19 protein-coding genes and 1 pseudogene are annotated in these 25,963 nt (G+C 72.1%); 13 read left to right on the forward strand and 7 right to left on the reverse strand.

What is annotated here, in order from left to right:
• Nucleotides 1–344: 344 nt before the first annotated feature.
• From B1H19_RS40210 to B1H19_RS36195, 4 genes and pseudogenes are all read left to right on the forward strand, one after another.
• A pseudogene (locus B1H19_RS40210) lies at nt 345–1,096 on the forward strand (acyltransferase domain-containing protein); the annotation flags it as partial.
• Nucleotides 1,097–1,309: 213 nt separating this feature from the next.
• Nucleotides 1,310–1,663: an acyl carrier protein gene (locus B1H19_RS40420; RefSeq protein ID WP_257789472.1), complete on the forward strand. Its 354-nt coding sequence runs from the start codon at nt 1,310–1,312 to the stop codon at nt 1,661–1,663.
• Nucleotides 1,660–6,735, forward strand: a complete 5,076-nt coding sequence (locus B1H19_RS36190; protein WP_083109089.1) for an SDR family oxidoreductase — start codon at nt 1,660–1,662, stop codon at nt 6,733–6,735. Before B1H19_RS40420 ends, B1H19_RS36190 begins: the two co-directional genes overlap by 4 nt.
• Nucleotides 6,732–7,448, forward strand: a complete 717-nt coding sequence (locus tag B1H19_RS36195; protein WP_203237289.1) for a polyketide synthase dehydratase domain-containing protein — start codon at nt 6,732–6,734, stop codon at nt 7,446–7,448. Before B1H19_RS36190 ends, B1H19_RS36195 begins: the two co-directional genes overlap by 4 nt.
• Nucleotides 7,449–7,509: 61 nt before the next feature.
• Here B1H19_RS36195 and B1H19_RS36200 read toward each other — a convergent pair whose 3' ends face one another.
• Entirely contained in the window at nt 7,510–8,760 is a 1,251-nt protein-coding gene (locus B1H19_RS36200; RefSeq protein ID WP_083109091.1) for a glycoside hydrolase family 18 protein, read from the reverse strand.
• A 398-nt stretch (nt 8,761–9,158) separates the two neighbouring features.
• Between B1H19_RS36200 and B1H19_RS36205 the strand changes: the two genes are divergently transcribed.
• Nucleotides 9,159–10,331 (forward strand): acyl-CoA dehydrogenase family protein, encoded by a 1,173-nt coding sequence (locus B1H19_RS36205; protein ID WP_083109092.1) that lies wholly within the window; start codon nt 9,159–9,161, stop codon nt 10,329–10,331.
• Nucleotides 10,332–10,392: 61 nt separating this feature from the next.
• Here B1H19_RS36205 and B1H19_RS36210 read toward each other — a convergent pair whose 3' ends face one another.
• Entirely contained in the window at nt 10,393–11,547 is a 1,155-nt protein-coding gene (locus tag B1H19_RS36210; RefSeq protein ID WP_083109093.1) for a pyridoxal-phosphate dependent enzyme, read from the reverse strand.
• 216 nt (nt 11,548–11,763) lie between these two features.
• Between B1H19_RS36210 and B1H19_RS36215 the strand changes: the two genes are divergently transcribed.
• On the forward strand, nt 11,764–12,897 hold the full coding sequence (locus B1H19_RS36215) for an Rv3169 family protein (protein ID WP_083109094.1): 1,134 nt from the start codon (nt 11,764–11,766) through the stop codon (nt 12,895–12,897).
• Entirely contained in the window at nt 12,894–13,985 is a 1,092-nt protein-coding gene (locus tag B1H19_RS36220) for a phosphotransferase family protein (protein ID WP_083109095.1), read from the forward strand. The genes B1H19_RS36215 and B1H19_RS36220 overlap by 4 nt, the downstream gene beginning before the upstream one ends.
• A gap of 24 nt (nt 13,986–14,009) precedes the next feature.
• On the opposite strand, the gene B1H19_RS36225 is transcribed toward B1H19_RS36220, so the two are convergent.
• Nucleotides 14,010–14,447, reverse strand: a complete 438-nt coding sequence (locus B1H19_RS36225) for a hypothetical protein (RefSeq protein WP_083109096.1) — start codon at nt 14,445–14,447, stop codon at nt 14,010–14,012.
• Nucleotides 14,448–14,660: 213 nt separating this feature from the next.
• Between B1H19_RS36225 and B1H19_RS36230 the strand changes: the two genes are divergently transcribed.
• From B1H19_RS36230 to fxsA, 5 genes are all read left to right on the forward strand, one after another.
• Nucleotides 14,661–15,101 (forward strand): Lrp/AsnC family transcriptional regulator, encoded by a 441-nt coding sequence (locus B1H19_RS36230; protein ID WP_030070467.1) that lies wholly within the window; start codon nt 14,661–14,663, stop codon nt 15,099–15,101.
• Between the two features lie 60 nt (nt 15,102–15,161).
• The gene (locus B1H19_RS36235; RefSeq protein ID WP_083109097.1) at nt 15,162–16,802 is read left to right on the forward strand and encodes an amidohydrolase; all 1,641 of its coding nucleotides are present in this window, start codon (nt 15,162–15,164) and stop codon (nt 16,800–16,802) included.
• 533 nt (nt 16,803–17,335) lie between these two features.
• Nucleotides 17,336–19,009 (forward strand): apolipoprotein N-acyltransferase, encoded by a 1,674-nt coding sequence (gene lnt / locus B1H19_RS36240; RefSeq protein ID WP_237289712.1) that lies wholly within the window; start codon nt 17,336–17,338, stop codon nt 19,007–19,009.
• The gene (locus B1H19_RS36245; RefSeq protein ID WP_083109099.1) at nt 19,006–19,764 is read left to right on the forward strand and encodes a polyprenol monophosphomannose synthase; all 759 of its coding nucleotides are present in this window, start codon (nt 19,006–19,008) and stop codon (nt 19,762–19,764) included. The genes lnt and B1H19_RS36245 overlap by 4 nt, the downstream gene beginning before the upstream one ends.
• Nucleotides 19,765–19,798: 34 nt before the next feature.
• Nucleotides 19,799–20,383 (forward strand): FxsA family membrane protein, encoded by a 585-nt coding sequence (gene fxsA, locus B1H19_RS36250; RefSeq protein WP_083109100.1) that lies wholly within the window; start codon nt 19,799–19,801, stop codon nt 20,381–20,383.
• Between the two features lie 127 nt (nt 20,384–20,510).
• On the opposite strand, the gene B1H19_RS36255 is transcribed toward fxsA, so the two are convergent.
• From B1H19_RS36255 to yczE, 4 genes are all read right to left on the reverse strand, one after another.
• Entirely contained in the window at nt 20,511–20,888 is a 378-nt protein-coding gene (locus tag B1H19_RS36255) for an RNA polymerase-binding protein RbpA (RefSeq protein ID WP_006601711.1), read from the reverse strand.
• A 256-nt stretch (nt 20,889–21,144) separates the two neighbouring features.
• Nucleotides 21,145–22,515 carry an MFS transporter gene (locus B1H19_RS36260; RefSeq protein ID WP_237289713.1) on the reverse strand — a complete coding sequence of 457 codons (1,371 nt, stop codon included), beginning with the start codon at nt 22,513–22,515 and terminating at the stop codon, nt 21,145–21,147.
• Between the two features lie 215 nt (nt 22,516–22,730).
• Nucleotides 22,731–23,519 (reverse strand): glycerophosphodiester phosphodiesterase family protein, encoded by a 789-nt coding sequence (locus B1H19_RS36265; protein ID WP_083110095.1) that lies wholly within the window; start codon nt 23,517–23,519, stop codon nt 22,731–22,733.
• A gap of 8 nt (nt 23,520–23,527) precedes the next feature.
• Complete coding sequence (yczE, locus tag B1H19_RS36270) at nt 23,528–24,334, reverse strand: membrane protein YczE (protein WP_335755955.1); 807 nt, start codon at nt 24,332–24,334, stop codon at nt 23,528–23,530.
• Between the two features lie 101 nt (nt 24,335–24,435).
• On the opposite strand from yczE, the gene B1H19_RS36275 reads away from it, so the two are divergent.
• Nucleotides 24,436–25,941: an SCO1417 family PLP biosynthesis transcription factor gene (locus B1H19_RS36275; protein ID WP_083109102.1), complete on the forward strand. Its 1,506-nt coding sequence runs from the start codon at nt 24,436–24,438 to the stop codon at nt 25,939–25,941.
• Nucleotides 25,942–25,963: the final 22 nt, after the last annotated feature.

Genomic DNA, 25,963 nt, shown 5'->3' on the forward strand with positions numbered 1-25,963 from the left:
TGCGCATTCCTCTTCCGGCCTCCACCGTGTGTCTGCGTTCCTGATGGTGCGGCTCATCGGTCCTGTCCCGTGCTGTCTCAGCCGTCGAGGAGGGAGCGCGCACAGCGTGGCAGGGCGCCGAGTCGTCTCGTGCCGTGCCGTTGACCTGATGCGGTTCACGGAGCGGTGAAACGGTCCCAGTCGACCGCGCCCCCAGCCACCCGGCGCGATGAGGTCAGGCGCACGGTGCCGAGTGCACCGGAGCGGCCACGACCGGCAAGCGCCGTCCACGTGTTCCCGAAAGGGCTTCCAAACGCAGCAATACCGTCCTCCTCTTTCCCGGCCTCGGCGCCTATTCCGCACGCATGCTGCACCAGGCGTCCCGAACGCATGCGCAGATCACCGATGTGTTCAAGGAGATCGACGCAGTCGCGGCGGAGTACGGAATCCCGTCGCTCTCCCACACTCTTTTCGAGGAGGAACCCTCGGTCCAGGAGATCCTCGGCCGGCGTGCCGAGATCATGCAACTGGCCATTTTCGGCGGGTCGGTGGCGGTTCACCGGGTCCTTGTGGACGGCGGCGTCGAGCCGAAGGCGCTGGTCGGGCACAGCTTCGGTGAGATCGCTGCACTGGTCTCGGGCGGCGCGTTCAGTCTTGCGGCGGGGTCCGCCTGGTCTGCGCCCGCACCCGCGCGCTGGTCGAGTTCGAGGGCCGCGGCGGCATGACCGCGGTGGCCACGCACGAGACCGCGGCGCAGCACCTGATAGGTGTGCTGGACGACAGCGACCTGGTGATCGCCTGCTGCAACGCCCCGCAGCAGACCGTACTCAGCGGCCAGGTGGAGGACATCGAACGGGCCGAGGAAGTAGCGGGAGCCCTGAACCTGTCCGCCACCCGCCTGAGCCTGCCGTACGCCTCACACCACCCCAGCATGAGCGCCGCGGTGGACCAGTTCGTCGCACTCGCCGACGACGTGCGTCAACTTCCCTTCCAGCAGCGGGTGTTCTCTCCGATCCACGGCCGCCGCTACACCGACGGCGACGATCTCGTCCGGCTGCTCGGTGAGTGCCTCGTCCTGCCGGTGCGTTTCACCGACACAGTGCGCCACCTGCATGAACGCGGGGCGGACACCTTCATCGAGACCGGGGCGCTGCGCGCACTCACCCGGTGTGTGGCACTCACGGTTCCGGGCGTGCGGACCTTCGCCCCGCTGGAGCATCCCGACCGGGAGCTGGACGGGCTGCGCGTCGCCGTCGCTGCGGGCCTGGGACAGGTGGTGCCGGAGCGCAGGGTGGCGCCCCCGAGCGATGAGGGAGAACCCGAGCGGGCCGTGACGGGCACGGTTCCCGAACGGGCCGGTGCAGGCCCCGCTACGGAAACCGCCTCCCAGGGCGCGACCGGCGCGAGGGGCGGTTCCCGGTCCCGCGCACAGGTACTGGACCGCCTTCGCGCGCTGTACGCGGAGGCTCTGGAGTACCCGCCTGATGTGCTCACCGATGCCGCCGGGCTCGAGGCCGACCTTGGTGTCGACTCCCTCAAACAGACGGCATTGCTGCGCCGCGTCATGGAGGAATTCGCTCTCGACGATCCCCCGGGGAGCCTGAACCTGGCCACGCTGGGGACTCTCGCGGACGTCGCCGACCACGTCATGTCGTCCAAGCCCGTTCAGGAGGCCGCGGCATGAACGGCTCCCCCATGGCCGACCTGAGCGGAAAGGTGGTGCTGGTCACGGGCGGCGTCCGTGGAACCGGGCGCGCCATCAGCCACGCCTTCGCCGCTCATGGTGCGCATGTCATCGCCAACTACTTCCACGGCCGCGACGAGGCACCAGGCCTCCTGGAGGAGATCCGGGCGTCCGGCGGCTCCGCCGAGGTGCTGCGCGCCTCCGTGGCCAAGGCCGACCACGTCCGGCGGATGTTCGCCACCATCGCCGAACGGCACGGCGGCCTGGACATCCTGGTCCACAACGCCGGAGCGGGACGGCTGGGCCTGGTCGACGAGCTGACCGACGCCGACTGGCAACGGGCCTGGGACACCGACCTGCACGGGGCCCGGTGGTGCGCCCAGCACGCGGCGCCGCTGATGGAGCGGCGCGGGGGCGGTGCGATCGTGAACGTCTCCTCGATCGGCGCCAACCTCGTCCTGCACCAATACAGCGCCTGCGCCGGGGCGAAGGCAGCCGTGGAGGCACTCACGCGCTATCTGGCGGTCGAGTACGCCCCACGCAACATCCGGGTCAACGCCGCCACGCCCGGGGTGCTGGACTCCCAGGTCGTACGGAACTTCCCCAACGCCGAGATCCTGATGAGCCGGGTGCGGGACGCCACCCCACTGGGGCACCGGCTCGGCAGGCAGGAGGAGTTCGCCGAGCTGGTGGTGTTCCTGGCCTCGCCCCAGGCTTCCTGGGTCACAGGCCAGATCGTCATGGCCGACGGCGGTATGTCGCTGTGTGCCTCGCTCCTGTCGGCCGACTCTCCGGAGCCGTCCGCCGCCTCCGAGGACGAGCGAACGCTCCGGCCGGAGCATGCCACAGCGACGGCGGCGGCGCGGCCCTCGGCACCGGCTGCGACTCCGGCGTCCGCTCATGCTCGCACCCCCGCTTCGGCTTCAGCTCCCGTCGCAGCCGACCCCGGTGCACTGATCGCCGTCGTCGGCACGGGCGTGGTCACCCCCGGCGCCAATACGCCCGAGGAGCTGTGGCGGGCTCTTGAGGGCGAGCGGAACACCTTCGGCCGGCCCAACCGCTATGACGCCACATCGTTCTACTCCCCTGACCCGGATGCCGAGGACCGCTCCTACACCCGGGAGTCCGGGTTCATCACCGGCTTCGAGCCGCATCCCGAGCTGCGGGCGGAACTCGACGCGGACCGGGTGGCGAGCAGGGAGTCGACCACGCTGTGGCTGCGGCACAGCCTGTACCACGCGCTCTGCGGAGTCCGGCGACGCCCGCAGGACCGCTGGTTCGCGGCCTTCGGCTACACCGCGGACGGAAGCCAGGACCTGGAGGAGCACCTCGTCCTCGCCGGCTACGCCAGGCGGTTCTCCGACGCATTGGACGGCACGCCGCTCGCCGCGAAGGTGCTGCGGTCGCTGGCCAACCGCTATGACCTCGGCAACGCGGTGCCGTTCGCATGCCTGCCGCACCGCATCGGGCGCAACGCGGTCTCCGGCATCCTGCCCGAGGACACCGAACTGGTCATGGTGGACACGGCCTGCTCGTCCTCCCTCTACAGCATCGACCTCGGCATTAAGGCACTGCGCGAGGGCACCAGCGACATCGCGGTGTGCGGAGGCGCGTTCGCCTACAGCGCCCGCAATCTCGTGCTCTTCTCCAAGCTTCAAGGGCTCTCCCGCACCGGCGAGGTGCGCTCGTTCGACCGAGGTGCGAGCGGCGTGCTGTTCTCCGACGGGGCCGGAGCGCTCGTCCTCAAGCGCCTGGAGCGGGCTCGCGAAGACGGAGACGACGTCCTCGGGGTCATCGGCGCCGTCGGCCTGTCCTGCGACGGCTCGGGCAAGGCCATCTACGCGCCCAACGAGGAGGGGCAGCGATTCGCCCTGCGGCGGGCCTACGAGCAGGGCCGGGTGGACCCGGCTGCGGTGGCCTGGGTGATCGCGCACAGCACCGGCACTCCGGCCGGCGACAAGGCCGAGCTGGCGAGCCTTCACAAGGTGGCCGGCGCGGGACCGCCCGCGCTGCTGTCGTCGAACAAGGCCATCGTCGGGCACACCGGCTGGGCCGCCGGCACCGTCTCCGTGATCGAGGCGATTGCAGGGCTGCGGCACGGACTCGTCCCGGCCCAGCGCTACCTGACCGATCCGATTCCGGCGCTGGAGGGCAGCCGCTTCACCCCGCCGACCGAGCGGGCGCCACTGCCCGGGAGCAGGCCCCGCACGGTGGCGGTCTCCGCGTTCGGGTTCGGCGGCACCAATGGGCACCTGCTGTTGCGGGACGACGCCTCCGACTGCCCCGCCGGCCTGGAGCAGGCCCCGGCGACGGACGACGGCATCGTCATCGTCGCGGGCTCCGCCGACGTGCCCGGGGCACCGGAGACCGAGCGGCTCTCCGCCTGGCTGCGCGGCCAGGCTCCGGCGCCGGATCCCGGCTTCGGTGACGACTACCCGATCCCGGGATTCCGCGAAGTTCCCCTGCCCCCGGCCACGTTGCGCAACATGGACCGTACGCAGATCATGACGCTGCGGGCCTTCACCCGGCTCGACGAGCGGGTCCAGGCGGCGTGCCGGCGGCTGCACGACACCACCGGCGTCGTCGTGGGCCACATGGGACCGACCCGGCGTGCCGTCCATTACGCGCTCCGCTGCTACCTCGGCGACCTCGAACGGTCCCTGTCCGAGGACCTGGCAGCGGACCCGCAGATCCGCAGCACACTGGAAGCGATCGGCAAAGAGGTGCGCAGCCTCGTCCCGGCCAGTACCGAGGATTCCTTCCCCGGCATCATGCCCAACGTCATCGCCGCCAGGCTCGCTTCCCGAATGGACCTGCACGGTCTCAACATCACCGTGGATACCGGCCCCGACGCCGGTCTCACGGCCCTGCGCACCGCCGAACGCTATCTGCGCCACGGGAACCTCGATCTGGCCGTGGTGGCCGGTGCCAACGGCAACAGCACGCCGGAGCTGCGCGCGGTACTCGACGGCAGCGACGACCACGACGGACTCACCCTCGCGGAGGGCACGTTCCTTCTGGTGCTCGCGCGTGAATCCACCGCTCGCGCCGAGCAGTTGCCCGTACTGGCCCGTATCCGTACCGACATGGCACCGGGGGATCCGGATACCCGCCCCCAGCAGCTGCGGCCCCTGTCGTGCAGTGGCCGCACCTATCTCGGAGCCGATGGCGTGCTCGCGGCGCTCGCCTGCACCGTACAGGGCAGCGGAACCTTCACGATCACCAGCAGCGCCCCCCGGGGCCCCCGGGTGCGCCTTGACGTCGGTGACACGCCGCCGGACGCGGCGTCCGGACACCGGGACGCCGCAGCTGCGGCTCGGCCCACAGTCGAACGGGTCGAGGTGCGGCTCGCCCCCGCGCCGCCGCGTGAGCTGAGGCCCTGCCTGCCCGCGCTCCCACCCCACACCCTTCTTCTCGCCGGCGACTCCGCCGTGTTGGATGCCTGCGACATCCCCGACGGCGTCGTCACGGTCACCGCCCCCTCGTCGGCGGCCGGTGACGAGGCGCGGCTCCCGGACCCCGACACGCTCGCGCGGCTGCTGCCCGGCGCCGGGGTACCGATCCATCACGTCCGGGTGATCGCACAGGTCGCGGCGAACACGGCCGAACCACCCGACCTCTCCGCCGTCAACCGGCTGCGAACCCTGCACGACCTGGCCTTCCTCGCAGCCCAGCGCTGGGCTGACGACTCCCCTGCCTCCTACGCCGTACTGCTCCTCGACGCCGTCCGCGACGGCGTGCCCCACCCGGCCACCGGGGTCTTCACCGGACTGGTCAAGAGCCTGGCGCGAGAGGAGCCGCGGGCGCTGAGCCTCGCCGTGCTCACCGAGAGCCCGGACCTCACACAGGGCCTGGAACTGCTCGCCGCCGAGACGGGGCGGGAGCAGCGCCTGGCCGTCAGCATCCATGACGTCCGTGGCCGGTCGGCTCCACAGCTGGTGGAGGCGCCGGTGGCCGAACGACCGGCCGGACGGCTGCCGCTGGGCCGGGACAGCGTCGTGGTGGCCACCGGCGGCAGCAGGGGTCTGACCGCGCGCGTCCTCGAAGCCCTCGCCGCCCGGGCAGCTCCCACCGTCTACGTCCTGGGGCGCCAAGAGCCCGCACCGCGGGCCGACATCGGCACGCGTGCGGCCTTCCTCACCACTGCACGCCGTGACCACCCTGACTGGAGCGTTGCCAGGCTCTCCGCCGAGTACGACCGGCTGGCCGCGGCCGCGCAGGCCCGTGACACCCTCGACCGCCTCGCCCGTCACTGCGGGCCTGACCGGGTGCACCATCTGGTCTGCGACATCACCGATCCCGATGCGGTCCGCGCGGCGATCGACCAGGTGCACGCCTCCCATCCGCGCGTGGACCTGCTGCTCAACGCCGCCGGGTTGCACAATGGCGGCACCGTGGGCAGGGTCACCCTCGACCGGATGCGGCGCGTCCGCGACACCAAACTGCTCGGCTATCTCCATCTGCGTGCCGCGTTCGCCGGCCGCGCACCACGACGCTGGTTCGACTTCGGGTCACTGCTCGCCGTCCTCGGCTGGCCCGGCGAGGCCGACTACTGCTCCGGGAACGACCTGCTCGCCGCCGCCGCTCGCCGGAACCACCGCTTCGGCGAACGGAACGAGACGAGTCTCGGCTGGTCGCTGTGGGACGAGTCCGGGTTCGCCGCCGTGCCCGTCACCCGTGATCTGCTGCGCAGCCAGGCCCTGCTGACCGGCATCGGTGACGAGGAGGGGACCACCACGTTCCTCGCCGAACTCGCCGACCCCACGCCCTCCCGGAAGTCACCTACCTCGGTTCCGCGGAGCGCGACCTGCTCCGCCACACCCGGCAGCCCGCCGGGCGGCCGACGCCGTCGGCTCAGCAGACCGGGACCTCCTTCATCCCGGCCGGGTCGCGGGAGGAGGGTCCCGAGCCGACCGCCGACGCGTCGCGCGGTCTCAGCCGGCGCCCGTCATCGCCACCGGACGGCTGGCTGCGCCACCACAGGCTGCGCGGACTGCCGACCCTGCCGGGATCGCTCATCGCCGAGCTGGCCGCCGAGCACGTCACCCGCGACCATCCGGCCACCGCGATGACGGCCTGGCACGCACTGGACTTCCACCGCCCGGTCACCGCCAGGGAAAACGGCGCGCAGAGCGTCTATCGCATCCGGGACGCCGGCAGCCGCCAGGCGGGACTGGAGACGGTTGAACTCATCGGCGACGTCACCACCCCGGACGGGCGGGTGCTCCAACGCGGTGTGGTCCACGCCCGGTTGAGCGTGGCGCACCAACCGCTGATCCCGACCCCACCGGACGTGCCCGTCGCCCCGGACCACGGCTCGGGCCAGCCCGGCACCCCCGTGTTCTACCACCCTCGCTGTCCCATCCACCTCTCCGGGCTCGTCGCCTCCCTCGCAGAACTGCGCACCTGGCAGGGCGGTGCCACCGCCCGCTTCCATCCCGAAATCGGCACATGGAACGGCAGGTTCGCCGCCTGCCGGCTCCCCGTACTGCTCATCGACGCGCTGACCCAGCTGGCTCTGCTCACGGACGGCCGCAGCGCCGCGCCCGATGCCGCCCCGGGCACCGCGCGCGTGCCCACGGCGATCGATCGGGTGGAGTTGTTCACCCCGGACAACGACACCGGTCTGCTCTCGCGGTACGGCGGTGCCGGGATCACGCTGGGAGCGCGGACCGGCCACAACCAAGCGGAGGCCGATGCTTGGGCCGCCGCCCCGGACGGGAGTGTGCTGGCACGCGTCATCGGAGTGCGGGCCGCCCCGGCCGTCGGCGGCACGGGGCAGTGACGTGCACAAGGAAGGGCGGGAGGCCCCACTGCCTCCCGCCCGGCTTCCTCGACCGCTTCGGCTACTTGATGGCCTTGATCAGCTCGCCGTTGGCGGTGTCACCGCTCAGTTCCCAGAAGAACGTACCGCCCAGGCCCTGTGCGTCCTTGAAGGCCATCTTGCTGCCGATGGTCTCCGGGGTGTCGTAACTCCACCACTGGTCACCGCACTTGGCGTACGCGGTGCCGCCCACCTTGCCGGTGGCCGGGCAGCGGTCCTTGAGCACCTTGTAGTCGTCGATGCCCGCCTCGTACTTGCCCGGGGCCGCGCCGGTCGCCGTACCGCCCGGAGCGTCCTGGGTGACGCCCTGCCAGCCGCGGCCGTAGAAGCCGATGCCCAGCAGCAGCTTGTCGGCCGGCACACCCAGCTTCTTCAGCTTGGTGATGGTGTCGGTGGTGTTGAAACCGGCCTTCGGGATGCCGTTGTACGACGAGAGCGGGGAGTGCGGGGCCGTCGGGCCCTTGGCGTCCCAGGCGCCGAAGTAGTCGTAGGTCATCGGGTTGTACCAGTCGACGTACTGCGCCGCGCCCGCATAGTCGGCGGCGTCCATCTTGCCGCCGTCCGAGGCGTCCGCGGTGATCGCCGCGGTCACCAGCTGGTCCTTGCCGAACTTCTCCCGCAGCGCCTTCATGACGTTGGTGAACGCGTCCTTGCCGCTGGTGTCGCAGCTCAGACCGCAGGCGTTGGGGTACTCCCAGTCGATGTCGATGCCGTCGAAGACATCCGCCCAGCGCTTGTCCTTGACCAGGTCGTAGCAGGACTGGGCGAACGCCTCGGGGTTCTTGGCGGCCTCGCCGAAGCCGCCCGACCAGGTCCAGCCGCCGAAGGACCAGATCACCTTGAGGTCGGGGTGCATCTTCTTGAGCTTGCGCAGCTGGTTGAAGTTGCCGCGCAGCGCGCCGTCGTCCCAGGTGTCGGCCTTGCCGTCGACGCTCTGGTCGGCGGTGTAGGCCTGGTCGTAGTCGGCGTAGGAGTCGCCGATCGCGCATTTGCCGCCCTGGACATTGCCGAAGGCGTAGTTGATATGCGTCAGCTTGCCGGCCGACCCGGAGGTCTCGATGTTCTTGACGTGGTAATTGCGGTCGTAGACACCCCAGTTGGTGAAGTATCCGACGACCTTGCCACCGGCCGCGGCGGCGGTGTGGGGGGTGGCGCCCGTGGGGTGGGCGGAGGCGGAGCCGGTGAGCAGAAGGCCGGCCAGCGCCGCCGTACACAGCGCGGTGGCGGCGGCGATCAGCCGGTGGGGCGCTCGCCTTCGGTGCGGTCTGAGCATGTCGTCTCCTCGGAGGGGGGCGAGGTGGAGCCGTGACCTGCGTGCGGAAGGGGCGTGCATGCCCCTCGGCGGCCGGCGGGGAGAGACATGAACGGCCGGTACCGAATTGGCATGAACGCGTGGAACGTTGGGGGAGAAGGTAGATGGACTAGACCAGTGGGGTCAATGGTTCGGACCAATTTCGTGACCGTGCGAGCCGGTCCGGACCGCCGGGATCCGGTGATCATCAACCCGTGACGTGGGGCCGCCGATCGGGCATACTCCTAGCGCCACAGTCGCAGGTCATCGTCTTCCGAGACCCGGACGGCGATCATCGGCTGGGCACCCGGAAATCCGGCGGCGCCGCCTCACCCCACGTGTGCGCTGCCGCAGCGCCCGACAGGGAGGAGAGCGCCGCCATGACCGAGTACGGCCCCCGGCCGGTGGACCGCAGGCTGCCCACCGAGGAAGCCCGCGACCTGATGACGCTCGTACGCGAACTCATCGAGCGGGAGATCAGGCCGGCCGCCGCCGAGGAGGAGGACGCCGGCCGCTTCCCCCGAGAGACCTTCACCCTGCTCTCGGAATCCGGACTGCTCTCCCTCCCGTACGCCGAGGAGTTCGGCGGCGGCGACCAGCCCTACGAGGTCTACCTCCAGGTCCTCGAAGAACTCGCGGCCGCCCGCCTCACGGTCGGCCTCGGTGTCAGCGTGCACACGCTGGCCTGTCATGCCCTCGCCGGATACGGCACCAAGCAGCAGCGCGCCGACCATCTGCCGGCCATGCTCGGCGGCGGGCTGCTCGGCGCGTACTGCCTCTCCGAGCCGTCCTCCGGCTCCGACGCCGCCTCGCTGACCACCCGCGCCACCCGCGAGGGGGACAACTGGGTGATCGACGGCACCAAGGCATGGATCACCCATGGCGGGGTGGCCGACTTCTACACCGTCCTCGCCCGCACCGGCGGCCCCGGAGCCCGTGGCATCACGGCCTTCCTCGTCCCCGGCGACGCCGAGGGCCTGACCGCCGCGGCGCCCGAGCGCAAGATGGGCATGAAGGGCTCCCCGACCGCTCAGCTGCACTTCGACGGCGTCCGCGTCCCCGACTCCCGCCGCCTGGGCGACGAGGGCCAGGGCTTCACCATCGCCCTGTCCGCCCTCGACTCCGGCCGCCTCGGCATCGCCGCCTGCGCCGTCGGCGTCGCCCAGGCGGCACTGGACGAGGCGCTCGGCTACGTCGCCGAACGCCAACAGTTCGGCCGCCCGCTCGCCGACTTCCAGGGGCTGCGCTTCATGCTGGCCGACATGGCCACCCAGGTCGAGGCCGGCCGCGCCCTCTACCTCGCCGCCGCCCGGCTGCGCGACGCCAAGCAGTCGTTCTCCAAGGAGGCGGCGATGGCCAAGCTCTTCTGCACGGACACCGCGATGCGGGTGACCACCGACGCCGTACAGCTCCTCGGCGGCTACGGCTACACCGCGGACTTCCCGGCCGAGCGCTATATGCGCGAGGCCAAGGTCCTCCAGATCGTCGAGGGGACGAACCAGATCCAGCGGATGGTCATCGCCCGGCATCTGGCGGGGCCGGAGTCGCACTGAGCCGCTGCGGGTCGGAGGTGCCCTGAGCCGGGGCGGGCCGGGGCCTCGTCCCGGCCCGCCCTCAGCCCACCAGCCCCTTCAGACCCGTCGCCGTGCCCATCGCGACCACCAGCGCACCGGGCTCCCGGACGAGATCCCGCGCCACGGCGGAGGCCACGGCCGACGACGGCTCCAGCACCAGCCCCTCCGCCGCCAGCCGCCGGTGCTCCGCCAGGATCGCCTCGTCGTCCAGCGCCACGGCCGAGCCCCCGCTGCGCCACAGCGCATCGAGCCCCTGCCAGCAGGGGCTTTCCTCCCCGAGGGAGAACGCCACCGTGGGCCCGCTCGCCACCCGCGTGCGCTCCTGCTCCGCCCGGTCCCGGTGGCGCAGCGCGGCGGTGAACGGGGCCGCGGCCGCCGGCTCGGCCGCCACCAGCCGGGGCGCGGACGCGAGCAGCCCCGCGGCCGTCAGCTCCCGGAAACCGCGGCCGATGCCGCCCAGCAGATCCGCCCGGCTGGTGGGCACCACCACCGCGTCGATCCGCCGTCCGGCGAAATCCCGCGCCAGCTCGTACGCGACCGATTTGTAGCCCTCGTTGGCGTACGGGTTCCCGCCGGGGGAGGGCACGGAGAAGCTGGTCAACGGGTACCAGCCGCGCTCCGCGACGGCCCGCCCCATCGCCTCGTTGCGCTCCAGCGCGGTGCCCGGGTGCACCACGCGCTCGGCCCCCAGCGCATCGATCTGCGCCCGCAGCCCGGCCGGCACCGCCTCGTTGGTGAACACCACACAGCGCAGCCCGGCCCGCGCCGCATACGCCGCGGCCGCCGCACCCGCGTTGCCGGAGGACGCCGCGACGACGGTGTCCGCACCGGCCGCCACCGCCGCCGCCACGCCGACGGCCATCGCCCGGTCCTTGTGCGATCCGGTCGGATTGCCGCCCTCGTACTTCAGCCACAACTCGCCGGTGGATTCCGTCCGTCGACCGGAATCCGGGTCCGTCCGCAGCCGGATGGTCGGGGTGTTGCCCTCGCCCAGCGTGACCGGCTTCCCCGTCACGGGCAGCGCCGTCGGCAGCCCCCACGGCCCGCCGGGATACCGGGCGAGGTCGACGCCGCTCAGATCCGCGAGCGGCGGCATCGCATTGACGCCGATCCCCTCGGCGGCGCAGCTCCGGCAGCCGTCGAAGCTGCCGGTCGGACGGTCACAGCGCAGGCAGCGCAGGGGTGTTGGGGGCACCGTGGCTCCAGGTCTCTTTCGTGCCGACGCCAGGTCGACTTCGTGCCGACGTGATGCCGACGCCGGGCCGGCTCCATCTTCTCGGCACCGAATGTAACAGGCGAAGGAGGTCTACGTCCCCTACTTCGCGCCCCGTCCGCGCGGAGGTCTGGCCGCCCGCCGAAACCTGACGTACCGTCAACTCCCGCCGTTCGGCCGCGCCCCCAGGAGGAGACCGTGCCCGACCGCCCGATCGCGCTCGACGAGTACCCGATCCATCAGGCGCCGCTGTCCATGCGGCATGTCGTCACCGGCGACCGCAACGCCTACGACCGGTGCATCTTCCATGTCATGGACCACTCCGGCCGCGCCCTGCTGATCGCCGGACTCGGCGTCTACCCCAACACCGGGGTCATCGACGCCTATGCCACCCTCCGCCTCGGCGACCGGCTGCACGCCGTACGGGCCTCCGACGCGCTCACCGACGACCGGCTCGCGCTCACCGTCGGCCCGCTCACCGTCACCGTCGAGGAGCCGCTCGCCCGGATCCGGCTGACCTGCACCGCGGACCCGGGCGATCCCGACGGCCTCTCCTACGACCTGACCTGGACCGCGGCCCACCCCGCCACCTGGGAGCCGCACCACACCCAGTACCGCGGCGACCGGCTGACACTGGAGGGTCGGCGGTTCGTCCAGGCGGGCACCTGCACCGGGCGCATCCGGATCGCGGGGGAGGAGCTGGCCGTCACGGCGGGGGACTGGACCGGCACCCGCGACCGCAGCTGGGGCGTGCGCCCGATTCCCGGCGAGGAGGCGGGACGGGCCGGGGAGGAGGCACGGCCGGAGGGCTTCCACTGGGTGTGGTGCCCGGTCCGCTTCGACGACCGGTTCCTCATGGTCATCGTCCAGGAAGACGCCGACGGCCACCGCACCCTGAACGAGGCCCTGTCCGTCCGCGACGGCGACCGGGACGTCCAACTCGGCTGGCCGCACACCGACATCACCTACCGCCCGGGGACCAGGCACCCCGAACGCGCCGTCATCCACCTCACCGACCCGGCCCGCAAACCCCTGGAACTCACCGCCGAGATCCTCACCTCCTCACCCCTGGCCGTCGGCGCCGGCTACCCGCCCGCCGACGACTGGCAGCACGGCACCTGGCGCGGCCGCGGCTGGACCGACCGCCGTACCTACGACCTCTCCGACCCGGCGGCGCACCCCCTGGCCGCCTACGGCGTCACCGACCACGCCGCCCGCTTCACCTTCGCGGGCCGGACCGGCTACGGGATCTTCGAGCACGGCAGCTTCGGCCGTCACGATCCGAGCGGGTTCACCGGGTATGCCGACGTGGCAGGAGAGGACGGCCGGTGACCACCGCTCCCCGCCCCCGCACCACCACCCGCGACCCCGAAGACCTCACCCGCCGCCTCACCGCCTGGCTCGACACCCGGCTCCCCGGCGCCCGCGCCGTCAACGCCACCGTGCCCGCCTCCAACGGCATGTCCAGCGAGACCCTGCTCTTCGACATCGACGGTCCCGGGCGTGTCCGCTCCTGCGCACTGCGCCTCGCCGCCGACCCCGCCGCGTACACGATCTTCCCGCGCTACGACATGGCCCGGCAGTACCGCACCATGCGCCTGGTCGCCGACCGCACCGACCTCCCCGTCCCCGGCACCCTCTGGCTGGAAGAGGACCCGCACTTCCTCGGCGCGCCGTTCTTCGTCATGGAGCGCGCCGCCGGCCGCGTCCCACCGGACGTCATGCCCTATACGTACGAGGGGAATTGGCTCTACGCCGCCACGGACGAGGAAAGGGAGCGACTGGAAGCGGACAGCGTTTCGGTGCTGGCCCGACTTCACGACCAAGTGCCGGTGACGGAAGCCGAGTTCCTCGGTGCAGAGGGATCCGGTACGGAACTGCACCGTCACGTCGAGTCCCAACGCCGTTATTACGCCTGGGTGGTGGACGGACTCCCGCCGTCACCGGTCATCGAGCGGGGATTTGCCCGGCTCACCGAACTCTGGCCCGCAGACCCCGGAGAGACCGTCCTGAACTGGGGCGATGCCCGGATCGGCAATATTGTCTACGACGATGCATTCCGGCCGGCCGCCGTACTGGACTGGGAAATGGCCGCCCTCGGGCCGCGCGAACTCGACCTGGGCTGGATGATCTATCTCCATCGATTCTTCCAGGACCTCACCGAAAGCGGCGGGCAGCGCGGGCTGCCCGACTTTCTGCGCCGCGACCGTATCGAGGGGCGCTATGCCCGGCTCACCGGGCACACACCCCGCGATATGGAATTCCACACCCTTTACGCCGCCCTGCGGCAGGCCATCGTGATGCTGCGAGTGGCCTATCGCCAGGTGCATTTCGGGGAGGTGCCGGTGCCGGACGACGCCGATGCGCTGATCCTGCACCGGGAGACCTTGGAAGCGATGATCGCCGGCCGGTACTGGTGAGCGGCCGCTACCGGTGAGCCGGGCTCAGGCCGCGTGGTGCCGCATCTGCGGGACTCGCACCGGCCGCGTACCGGGGCCGCCGATGTGCGAGAACGGCTGACGCCGCCAGTCCAGACCCTCCGGGAGCGTCAGCAGTACGGCGGCGTCCTGCTCCTGAGCGTCCATCGAGTCCTCGGTCTCCGGCGCCTCGACGACCGGCCGACCGGAGCCCTGGCACACCGTCAGGCCGAACGGGTTCCACGGCGAGGGGCACAGCGCGTGCTCCGGCAGCGAGTCCTCGTCCGCGAGAAGCGCGATCGGCTGCCGGCAGTCCGGGCAGGTCACGCGGTAGATGTCAAAGGTCTCGAAGATGTCGTCCGAGCCGTTGGCGGCCTCGTCGCCGGAGAAACCGAGACTGTCGCCCTCCTGGGCGCCAACGTTCGGCGCCGCGGATTCCTGCTTGACGCGTCGCATGATGTCCATCCCCCTCGGGTGGGCCAGGCCGTGCGGACCGCTGACTTCCTTGACGGGCGGTCCAGGCCACCAGCAGCAATTCCCTTCATGCCGCGTGCATAATCACCCGCGCCCGACGGACACGGGTTCACGGGTGTGGCATTCCTCACATGAGCCGGCGCAGGGCTGTCCACGATCCGGCGTGCGCTGCGCATTCGCGGTCCGGGGCAGTAGGTTGGACGGGTGGAGGAGTTGGACCGACAAATCGTGGATCTGCTCGTCAAGGACGGGCGGATGAGCTACACCGACCTGGGCAAGGCCACCGGCCTGTCCACCTCGGCCGTGCACCAGCGGGTGCGCCGGCTCGAGCAGCGCGGTGTCATCCGGGGCTATGCCGCCCTCGTGGACCCGGAAGCCGTGGGCCTGCCGCTCACCGCCTTCATCTCGGTCAAACCCTTCGATCCCAGCGCCCCGGACGACATCGCCGACCGGTTGGCGGAGGTCCCCGAGCTGGAGGCGTGCCACAGCGTCGCGGGCGACGAGAACTACATCCTCAAGGTCCGCGTCGCCGCCCCGCTGGAGCTGGAGCATCTGCTCACCCGGATCCGCTCCCTCGCCGGCGTCTCGACCCGTACGACCGTCGTGCTCTCCACACCGTACGAGGCCCGCCCGCCGCGCATCTGACCTGGCGGTATCTCACCCCCGCGGGCGGAGCCGCCGCGCGCAGGGGCCAAACTGTCCGGTATGAGCGAGCGCATCCCCGACCCGGCCCGAGCCCGTACCGTCCTGCTGCGCGGCGGTGAGGTGCACAGCCCCGCCGACCCCTTCGCCACCGCCATGGTGGTCGAGGGCGACCGCATCGCCTGGGTGGGGGAGGAGGGCGCGGCCGATTCCTTCGCCGACGGCGTGGACGAGGTCGTACGGCTGGACGGCGCACTGGTCACTCCCGCCTTTACGGACGCACATGTGCACACCACCGCCACCGGCCTCGCGCTGACCGGGCTCGATCTGGCCGGGACGGCCACGCTGTCCGACGCGCTGGCCTGTATCCGTGCGTACGCGGCCGCGCGCCCGGCGGACCGGGTCCTGCTGGGGCACGGCTGGGACGCCAGCGCCTGGCCCGAGGGGCGCCCGCCGTCCCGCACGGAACTGGACGAGGCCGCCGCCGGCCGTCCCCTCTATCTCACCCGGGTCGATGTGCACTCCGCCGTGGTGACCACCGCGCTGCTGGACCTGGTCCCCGGGATCCGCGAACGGTCCGGGTTCCACGCCGACGCCCCGCTGACCGGCGACGCCCACCACGCCGTACGGCAGAGGGCCCACGCCACCGTCACCCCCACCCAGCGCGCCGACGCCCAGGCCGCGGCGCTCGCCCGCGCGGCCTCCCTCGGGATCGGCAGCATCCACGAGTGCGCGGGCCCGGAGATCTCCGGCGAGGACGACTTCACCGGCCTGCTGGCCCTGGCGGCGGCGGGCAACGGGCCGCGGGTGGTCGGCTACTGGGCCGAACAGATCGCATCCGCAAAGGACGCGGAACGGATCCGCGAGCTCGGCGCCATCGGCGCGGCCGGCGACCTCTTCGCCGACGGCTCGCTCGGCTCGCACACCGCCCATCTGCACGCCCCGTACGCCGACGCCGACCACACCGGCAGCGCGCACCTGGACACCGCGGCCGTCGCCGCCCATGTCGCCGCCTGCACCGAGGCCGGACTCCAGGCCGGATTCCACGCCATCGGCGACGCCGCGCTGACCACCGTCATCGACGGCGTACGGACCGCCGCCGACCGCATCGGCCTCGACCGCATCCGCGCCGCCCGTCACCGCATCGAACACGCCGAAATGCTCACCGACGCCACCCTCGCCGGCTTCGCCGAGCTGGCCCTGACCGCCTCCGTCCAGCCCGCCTTCGACGCGGCCTGGGGCGGCCCGGACGGCATGTACGCGGCCCGGCTCGGCGCCGAGCGCGCCCGCACCCTCAACCCGTACGCCGCCCTGCTCAGGGCCGGTGTCCCGCTCGCCCTCGGCTCCGACAGCCCGGTCACCCCGCTCGACCCCTGGGGCACCCTGCGCGCCGCCGTCTTCCACCGCACCCGCGCCCATGGCATCTCCGCCCGCGCCGCGTTCACCGCCCACACCCGCGGCGGCTGGCGGGCCATCGGCCGGGACGACGCGGGCGTCCTGGTGCCCGGCGCACCCGCCGACTACGCGGTCTGGCGCACCGGTGAACTGCTCGTCCAGGCCCCCGACGAGCGGGTGGAACGCTGGTCCACCGACCCCCGCTCCGGCACCCCCGGCCTGCCCGATCTGACCCCCGGCGGCGACCTCCCGGTCTGCCTGCGCACGGTCGTCGGCGGGCGCACGGTCTTCGCGCGGCCGATCGAGTGACATCGGGCGGGCAGCTGACGCCGAACCGCGCGCTTGCGGCTGCTTGCCCCTGCTGGGTCCGCTCGGCGGTGACCTGGGGCGACGCGAAAACGACGCAGGCGGACCACCTGTTGACAGCAGGCGGTCGGCGGCCGGTAGGTTCGGCCGAGTCCACCACAGGACGTCCGATCGGGAGACCTCCGCGCAGTCGTCGAACGCAGCTGGGCCATGGGGCGGAGCGCCACTTCGGCGCACCGCCACTGGGAGCCAGGTCCAGCGTCCGCGACACGGCGCGCCGGATCGTCTCGGCCGGTCGGCGGGGTGCGACCCGGGTGGGGCCCGGACGCTCAGTAGACAACGGCTTTCGGTCGACCCGCAGCCAGCGGGTCCCAGGTCGGCCCGAAGGGCACCGGGCCCCTATCCGCACCTCTGCGCTCATTTACGCACCTGGCGCCCGAGATCGCGCCTTCCCGATGTACGGTCAGCTCACTCCCCCGAGCTCCTCAGGAGCAGGGAGGTGCCCCACCAGCCCGACCTGCAGGAAGGCCGTGACCGTGCCATCGGTCTCTGACACCACCGACGACGCCGTGAGCGGCGCCTCGGCCGACGACCCGGTGCCGCCCGCCGGTAAGGGCGTGACCGACGCGCCGCACCGCCCCGGACGGCTCCGCCGTCTCGCCGCGCTCGCCCGCCGCGAGGCGCCCCGCACCGCCCTCGCGGCCGCCTCCGGCGCCGTGCTGGGCCTCGCCTTCCCGCCGTACGACCTGTGGCCGCTGTCCCTGGTGGGCGTGGCCGCCCTCGCGCTGCTCACCCGCGGCCGCACCGTACGGCAGGGCGCCTGGACCGGCTTCGCCCTCGGGCTGCCGTTCTTCGTCCTGCTGCTCAAGTGGCTGCATGTGGTCGGCTGGGACGCGGTGATCGGGCTGTCGATCGCCGAGGCGCTGTTCCTGGCGCTGCTGGGCGCGGCGCTCGCGGGCACCTCCCGGCTTCCGGGCTGGCCGCTGTGGGCCGCCTGTCTGTGGGTCGCGGAGGAATGGGCCCGCGACCGGCTGCCGTTCGGCGGATTCCCGTGGGGGCGGCTGGCGTTCGCCAACACCGGTTCGCCGTTCACCCCGCTCGCCGCGCTCGGCGGCGCACCGCTGGTGACCTTCGCCGTAGCGCTGGCCGGCACGCTGCTGGCCACCTGTGCCGTCGCGCTGTGGGGCCTCGCGCGGGGCGGTGCGCCGCGCAAGGCGGTGACGGCTCTGGAGTGCTTCGGGCTGGCCGCCGCCGTGACCGTCGTGGGCGCGGCCGTACCCGTCCCCACGAAAGCCGACGACACCGTCGACATCGCCGTCGTCCAGGGCAACGTCCAGCAGCCCGGTATGGACTTCCTGGGCCGCCCCATGATGATCCTCGGCAACCACGCCAGGGCCACCGAGAAGCTGGCCGCCGACATCAAGGCGGGCAAGGTCCACAAGCCCGACCTGGTCATCTGGCCGGAGAACTCCTCCGACCTCGACCCCTTCAAGTACCCCGAGGCGTATGACCGCATCGACCACGCGGTCAAGTCGATCGGGGTGCCCGTTCTCGTCGGCGCCCTGGTCGACCACCCCAGCAAGAAGGGCTATGTCTACAACGAGGGCATCGTCTGGGACCCGAAGACGGGGCCGGGCGCCTCGTACACCAAGCAGCACCCGGTGCCGTTCGGCGAGTACGTCCCCTTCCGGGAGCAGCTCAGCAAGATCATCACGCGCTTCCAGCGGGTGCCCCGCGACTTCGCCCCCGGCGACCACACCGGCCTCCTCAAGGTCGGCCCCGCCCGGCTCGGCGATGTCATCTGCTTCGAGGTCGCCTACGACCAGATCGTCCACGACACGGTCGATGCCGGCGCCCGCGCCCTCGTCGTCCAGACCAACAACGCCACCTACGGGCGCACCGGCCAGCCCGAGCAGCAGCTGGCCATGTCCAAGCTGCGCGCCGTCGAACACGGCCGGGCCGTGGTGACCGCCGCCACCAGCGGCATCAGCGCGGTCGTCGCCCCGGACGGCACCATCACCCATCAAATCCCCGAGTTCACCCAGGGCGTGGTCTCCGCGCGGATACCGCTGCGGGACGAAACGACGCTCGCCGACCGCGTCGGTGCGGCACCTGAGTGGGCGCTCGCTATCGTGGGCCTTCTGTCCTGTGCCGCCGCGGTTGTCGTCGGCCGGCGCGGGCGTGTGAAGACCGAGAAGGGACAGCAGTGACAGACGGCGGTCAGCGGCAGTACGGTCCGCTCGGCACCACATTGGTGATCATCCCGACCTACAACGAGGCGGAGAACATCAAGCCGATCGTCTCGCGGGTGCGGTCCGCCGTCCCCGAGGCGCACGTCCTGGTCGCGGACGACAACTCCCCCGACGGCACCGGCAAGCTCGCCGACGAGCTCGCCGCCGGGGACGAGCGCGTGCACGTCCTGCACCGCAAGGGCAAGGAGGGGCTCGGCGCCGCCTACCTTGCGGGCTTCCAGTGGGGCATGGACAACGGCTACGGCGTCCTGGTCGAGATGGACGCCGACGGCTCGCACCGGCCCGAGGAGCTGCCGCGGCTGCTGACCGCGCTCAAGGGCGCCGATCTCGTGCTCGGTTCGCGGTGGGTGCCCGGTGGCCGGGTGGTGAACTGGCCCAAGCGCCGCGAGTTCCTCTCGCGGGGCGCGAGCGCGTATTCGCGGGTGCTCCTGGACGTACCGATCCGCGATGTCACCGGCGGCTTCCGGGCCTTCCGGGTCGAGACGCTCAACGGGCTCGGGCTGGCGGAGGTGGCCTCGGCGGGCTACTGCTTCCAGGTCGATCTGGCCCGGCGTGCCGTACGGGCCGGATTCCATGTCGTCGAGGTCCCGATCACCTTCGTCGACCGGGAGCACGGGGACAGCAAGATGAGCCGCGACATCATGGTCGAGGCGCTGTGGCGGATCACCGCCTGGGGATTCGATACCCGGGTGCGCAAGATCCGCGGCCGCTGACGGTGCGGGGGACCGGGCCAGGCACACTTGAGGCATGACGTTCGCAGCCACGCCGCCGCCCGGCCCCCGTCCGCCTCAGCAGCGCTCGCGCGCCCGCCGGTTCGTTCCGCTGGGCATCGCCGCCTGGGTGGTGCTGGAGGTCTGGCTGCTGATCGCCGTCGGTGACGCCACGAACGGCCTGACCGTCTTCGTGCTGCTGGTCGCCGGGGTGGTGGCCGGCTCGCTGGTGATCAAGCGGGCGGGCCGCCGGGCCTGGCGCAACCTCACCGAGACCCTTCAGACCGCTGGCCCCACGGAGCCGCCCGCGAGCCCCCGGCCCGAAGCGAACGGCAAGGGCAACAACACGCTGCGGATGCTCGGCGGTCTGCTGCTGATCGTGCCGGGGCTGCTGTCCGATGTGGCGGGGCTGCTGTGCCTCTTCCCGCCGACGGGGAAGCTGATCCAGCGCCGCGCCGAGAAGCTGTTGAGCGGTCGGGCGGGCACCGCCCCGGGATCCTTCGGCGACGCCTTCCAACAGGCCCGCATCCACCGCCCCGACGGCAAGATCGTCCAGGGCGAGGTCATCCGCGACGACGAACCCCCGTCCCCGCCCCGCCAGGACCCGCCGCTGACCCGCTAGGGCACCGGCGCACGCGCGGCGCATCCGGGAACGGGAAGCGCATACGAGCAAGGGCCGGGGCCACTGCGCAATGCAGTGGCCCCGGCCCTCGTGCTGCGATCTCTCGCGCAGGTCCGTCCGGCAGGTGTCAGGCGGACTTGCGGTTGGTGTCGCGCGGATGCACGGCGATGTTCATGGTGCCGGAGCGCAGGACCGCCAGCCGCTCGGCCAGCACTTCCTCCAGCTCCTCGCGGGTGCGCCGCTCCATGAGCATGTCCCAATGCGTACGCGCGGGCTTGCCCTTCTTCTCCTCGGGACCGTCGCCATCCACCAGGAGGGAGGGTGCACCACACACCTTGCACTCCCACTCCGGCGGAATCTCGGCCTCAACCGAGAACGGCATCTCAAATCGATGACCGTTCTGGCATGCGTACTCCACCGCCTGGCGCGGGGCCAGGTCGATGCCGCGGTCGGTCTCGTAGCTGGTCACCACGAGTCGCGTACCGCGGAGAGCTCGCTCACTCATGAATCGTGCCTCCCGGGCTTGTCGCCCACAGGACAGGTGTCGCTGTCGTCGTCATCCGGTCAACGTCCGGTCGGCGGTGAAGATTCCCGTTCACGTAATCTGCGTCGCCCGTCGTGCCGCCCCTTGTTGTACCCACCAGCGCCCGGTTTGTCACATCTGGCAGCAGATGTCACCCAACGCTTTCCCGAAATGAGCGCGCAGTAACGGTCCGCCTGGTGAGCCAAAGGCGTACACTACCGGCCCGCACCCTCCGAACCTAAATCCGGTCCGGGATGCGGTTGCCCGCCGCCGCTATCGCCTGCCGTACGGGCACCCTCGCCAGCAGCACGAATCCGACCGCGAAGAACGCCACCAGGGACACGATCGCATCCCGGTAGCTGCCGGTCAGCTGGTAGGCCATACCGAACACCAGCGGCCCCAGCCAGCTCACCCCGCGGTCGCTCATCTCGTACGCGGAGAAGTATTCCGCCTCCTTGCCGCGCGGGATCAGATGCGAGAACAGTGAACGGGAGAGCGCCTGGCTGCCGCCCAGGACCAGACCGATCGCCGATGCCAGCGCAAAGAACCATACGGGCGCCTTCGCCGGCAGGAAGAATCCGGCCGCCAGCGTCAGGGTCCAGGCCGCCAGGGAGCCGAGGATGGTCCGCTGGGCGCCGTACCGCCGCGCCAGCCGCCCCATGCCCACCGCGCCCGCCGCGGCCAGGATCTGCACCAGCAGCACCGCGACGATCAGCGTCGTCTGGTCCAGCCCCAGCTCCTCGGAGCCGTAGACGGACGCCTGGCTGATCACCGTCTGCACGCCGTCGTTGTAGACGAGATAGGCGAGGAGGAAGGCCAGGGTGAGCGGATGACGGCGCATTTCGCGCAGGGTGCCGCGCAGTTGGCGCCAGCCCTGGCCGAGCGCCGCGCCGCCGGGCCCGTCGGCCGCGGCGCTGCGGGCCGCCCGCCGGTCGCGCAGCCGGCGCAGCGGGATCAGCGCGAAACCGCCCCACCACAGCCCCGCCGTCGCCAGGCAGATGCGTACGGCGGCGCCCGCGGAGACGCCGAAGGAGTCGTGCCCGGCGTAGAGCGCCAGGTCGGCGATCAGGACCAGCGCACTGGCCGCGTAGCCGAACGCCCAGCCCCGGGAGGAGACCGCATCGCGCTCGTCGGGCTCGGCTATCTGCGGCAGAAAGGAGTTGTAGAGCATCATCGAGACGACGAAGCACACATTCGCGACGATCAGCAGCGCCCCGCCGAGCAGATAGCGGTCGCCGCCCAGGAAGAACATCCCGGTCGTCGCCGCGGCCCCCGTATACGCACAGGCGCCCAGCAGCGGTTTCTTGCGGCCGGTCCGGTCGACCAGCGATCCCGCGAACGGCATCGCCAGCACCGACACCAGCAGCGACGCGGAGACCGAGTACGCGAAGAAGGAACCGGCCCGCACGGGGATGCCCAGGGGGTGGACGAAGCCGTGCGCATCCGCGGCGGCCTTCGCCACCGCGGTCAGATACGGCCCGAGGAAGACCGTCAGGACGCTCGCGGAATAGACGCTGTTCGCCCAGTCGTACCAGTACCAGCCGCGCTGCTCCCGGCGTCTGGCCGCCGTCTGCGCCTCGTCGCCCCCGACCACGGCCTGTGCCTGCACCGCGCCCACCCCCGTCGTGTCGTCCCCGTCGCTCGCGGCGGACCGGCGGCGGGCGGTCAGACCCGGGAGCCCCGCTCGGTCGGCACCGCGCGCAGTGTGTCGATGTGATCGATTATGTGCTGCTCGACCCTGCATCGGTGCGGCCTGTGGAAACAACCCCCGGCAAGATCAATTGGGAGAGTCTTGGGGGAGACGACGTTCCCGTCGCATGTGCTCTACGTCCAGCAGCCCCGCTCGGTCAGCACCGTCCGCAGCGTCTCCAGCTCGTCGGTCATGATGCCGTCCACCCCGAGGTCCAACAGGGCCGCCATCCGTTGCGCATCGTTGATCGTCCAGACATGGACCTGCATGCCGAGCGCATGCGCGGTGCGCAGGAACAGCGGATCGACGACGGGTATGCCGGCGTGCCGTACGGGGACCTGGACGCACACCGCATTCCGCCGGACCGCCGCGCCCAGCAGGCGGTCCAGTGGCACCGCTCCGCGCCCGTACGAGCGCAGCCGCAGGCCGGCGACGCCCCGGGTGCCCAGTGAGGTCGCGAGCCGGGGACCGGCCAGCCGCTGGGCGCGCGCGACCCGGGCCTCGGAGAAGGAGCCGACGCACACCCGGTCCCAGGCGCTCGTACGGCGCAGCAGGTCCAGCAGGGGAGCCAGGGCGGCCTCCGCCTTGAGGTCCACGTTCCAGCGGGCCTCGGGGAATTCCTCCAGCAGCTCCTCGAAGAGCGGCAGCGGCTCGCGGCCGCCGACCCTGGCGCCGGCGACCGCCCGCCAGGGGAGCGCACCGATCGCGCCGCGCGAGTCCGTGACGCGGTCCAGCGTCGGATCGTGGAAGGCGACGAGCCTGCCGTCCGATGTGGCGTGCACATCGGTCTCCAGATAGCGGTAGCCGAGGTCCACCGCGTGCCGGAAGGCCGCGGCGGTGTTCTCCAGGCCGTCCGCCGCCCCGCCCCGGTGGGCGAAGGCGAGCGGGGCGGGATGGTCGAGGTAGGCGTGGCGTGGGCGTATCGCTGTGGTCACTCCGGCAGTATTGCGCGCCCAGGTGAAGCGGCCCCGCCGCGGGCCACCACCGGGGACGGCCGCTCGGGCAGGCCCTTGATCGCGAAGCACCGCAGGAAGAACTGCGCCAGCGGGCCGATGGCCAGGGCGTAGACCACCGTGCCGACCCCGATCGAGCCGCCGAGGGCGAAGCCGGCCGCCAGGACCGCCACCTCGATGCACGTCCGCACCAGCCGCACCGGACGGCCGGTCCGCAGATGCAGGCCGGTCATCAGGCCGTCGCGCGGCCCGGGGCCGAAGCGGGCGGAGATGTACAGACCGGTCGCGGTGCCGTTGAGGACCACGGCGAAGGCCAGCAGCGCGATCCGGGGGGCCGGCGCATGCAGCTCGGGAACGAGCGCCAGCGTCCCGTCCATCACCAGCCCGAGGATCACCACGTTCGACACCGTGCCCAGGCCCGGACGCTGCCGCAGCGGGATCCACAGCAGCAGGATCAGCGCGCCGGAGACGATGGTGACGGTGCCGATCGTCAGCCCCGTGTGCCGGGAGATGCCCTGGTTGAGCACGCTCCAGGGCTCCAGGCCGAAGCCCGCGCGCAGCATCAGGCCCATGCTCACGCCGTACAGCGTCAGTCCCGCGTAGAGCTGGATCAGCCGCCGCGCCAGCAGCGCCCCGGGCGCGACGGGGCCGGCCCCCTCGGCGCCCGGCTCCCCGGCCTCGCCGGCCACGGACCCCCCGGCCCCGGCCGCCTCGCACTCGGACCCCTCGGCCACGGACCCTTCGGCCACGGACTCCTCGGTCCCCGGATCTCCGGTGACGGACATGACGCTTCCCCCTCCTGGCAGGATTGGACTGACGCATGACACCATGTGGCCGGTAGGAAACCGAGAAGAAGAGCCAATCCGGCGAAGGTGGACTGATTTCCATGGCTCAGTGGACTTCCGCAGTAGGCGCGCCCCAACTCGCCCGGCTGCTCCGGTCACAGGACCCGAGGGATGCCGAACTGACCGCCGCAGGGCGACGGTTGCCCGCCTACCGCAGCCTCGCCGACGGTGTCCGCCTGCTCGTCCTCGAAGGGCGCGTGCCGGTCGCCGCCCGCCTGCCCGCCGAACGGGAACTGGCCGCCGCGTTCGGGGTCAGCCGCACCACCGTCGCCGCCGCCTACGAGGCGCTGCGCGCCGAGGGATTCCTGGAGTCCCGCCGCGGCTCGGGCAGTTGGACCGCCGTCCCGGCCGGCAACCCGCTGCCCACCCGCGGCCTGGAACCGCTGCCCCCGGAGGCCGCCGGCTCCATGATCGACCTCGGCTGCGCCGCCCTCCCGGCACCCGAGCCCTGGCTGACCCGCGCCGTCCAGGGTGCCATGGCCGACCTCCCGCTCTACGCCCACACCCACGGCGACTACCCGGCCGGCCTGCCCGTCCTGCGCCAGGCCCTCGCGGACCGCTACACCGCCCGCGGCATCCCCACCATGCCCGAGCAGATCATGGTCACCACCGGCGCGATGGGCGCCGTCGCCGCCATCTGCCGCCTGTGTACGAGCCCCGGCGAACGGGTCGCCGTCGACTCGCCCTCCTACGCCAACATCCTCCAGCTGATGCGCGACGCCGGCGCCCGGCTCGTCCCCGTCGCCCTGGGCGAGCGGCTGGCCGGCTGGGACATCCCCGCCTGGCGGCAGGTCATGCGGGACGCGGCGCCGCGGATGGCCTACGTCGTCGCCGACTACCACAACCCCACCGGCACCCTCGCCACCGACGACCAGCGCCGCCGTATGGTCGACGCCGCGCGCTCGGCCGGCACCCTCCTCGTCGTCGACGAGACCATGGCCGAGCTCCACCTGGACGAGGACCCCGCACCGCCGCGCCCGGTGTGCGCCTTCGACCCCGCGGGCAGCGCGGTGATCACCGTCGGCTCGGCCAGCAAGGCGTTCTGGGCCGGTATGCGGATCGGCTGGGTGCGCGCCGCCCCCGACATCATCCGCAGCCTGGTCGCCGCCCGCGCCTACTCCGACCTCGGCTCGCCCGTCCTCGAACAGCTCGCCATCGCCTCGCTCCTGGGAGGCGAGGGCTGGGACGCGGCCGTCGAGATCCGCCGGCAGCAGGCCCGGGAGAACCGCGATGCGATCGTCGCGGCGCTCCAACGGCACCTGCCCGACTGGGAGTTCAGCGTCCCGCGCGGCGGCCTGACCCTCTGGGCCCGCACCGGCGGCCTCTCCGGCTCGCGGATCGCCGAGGCGGGGGAGCGGCTGGGGGTCCGCGTCCCGTCCGGCCCGCGGTTCGGTGTCGACGGGGCCTTCGAGGGCTTTGTGCGGCTGCCGTTCACGGTCAACGGCGCGGTCGCCGAGGAGGCCGCCGTCCGCCTGGCGGGCGCCGCGCGGCTGGTGGCGACCGGTGCCCCGGTCGAGCCCGCGGCGCGGCACGCATTCGTCGCCTGACGGTACGTCCGTACTGTCGGGT

Origin of the sequence: Streptomyces gilvosporeus, from assembly GCF_002082195.1 — a bacterium.
Classification (GTDB): domain Bacteria; phylum Actinomycetota; class Actinomycetes; order Streptomycetales; family Streptomycetaceae; genus Streptomyces; species Streptomyces gilvosporeus.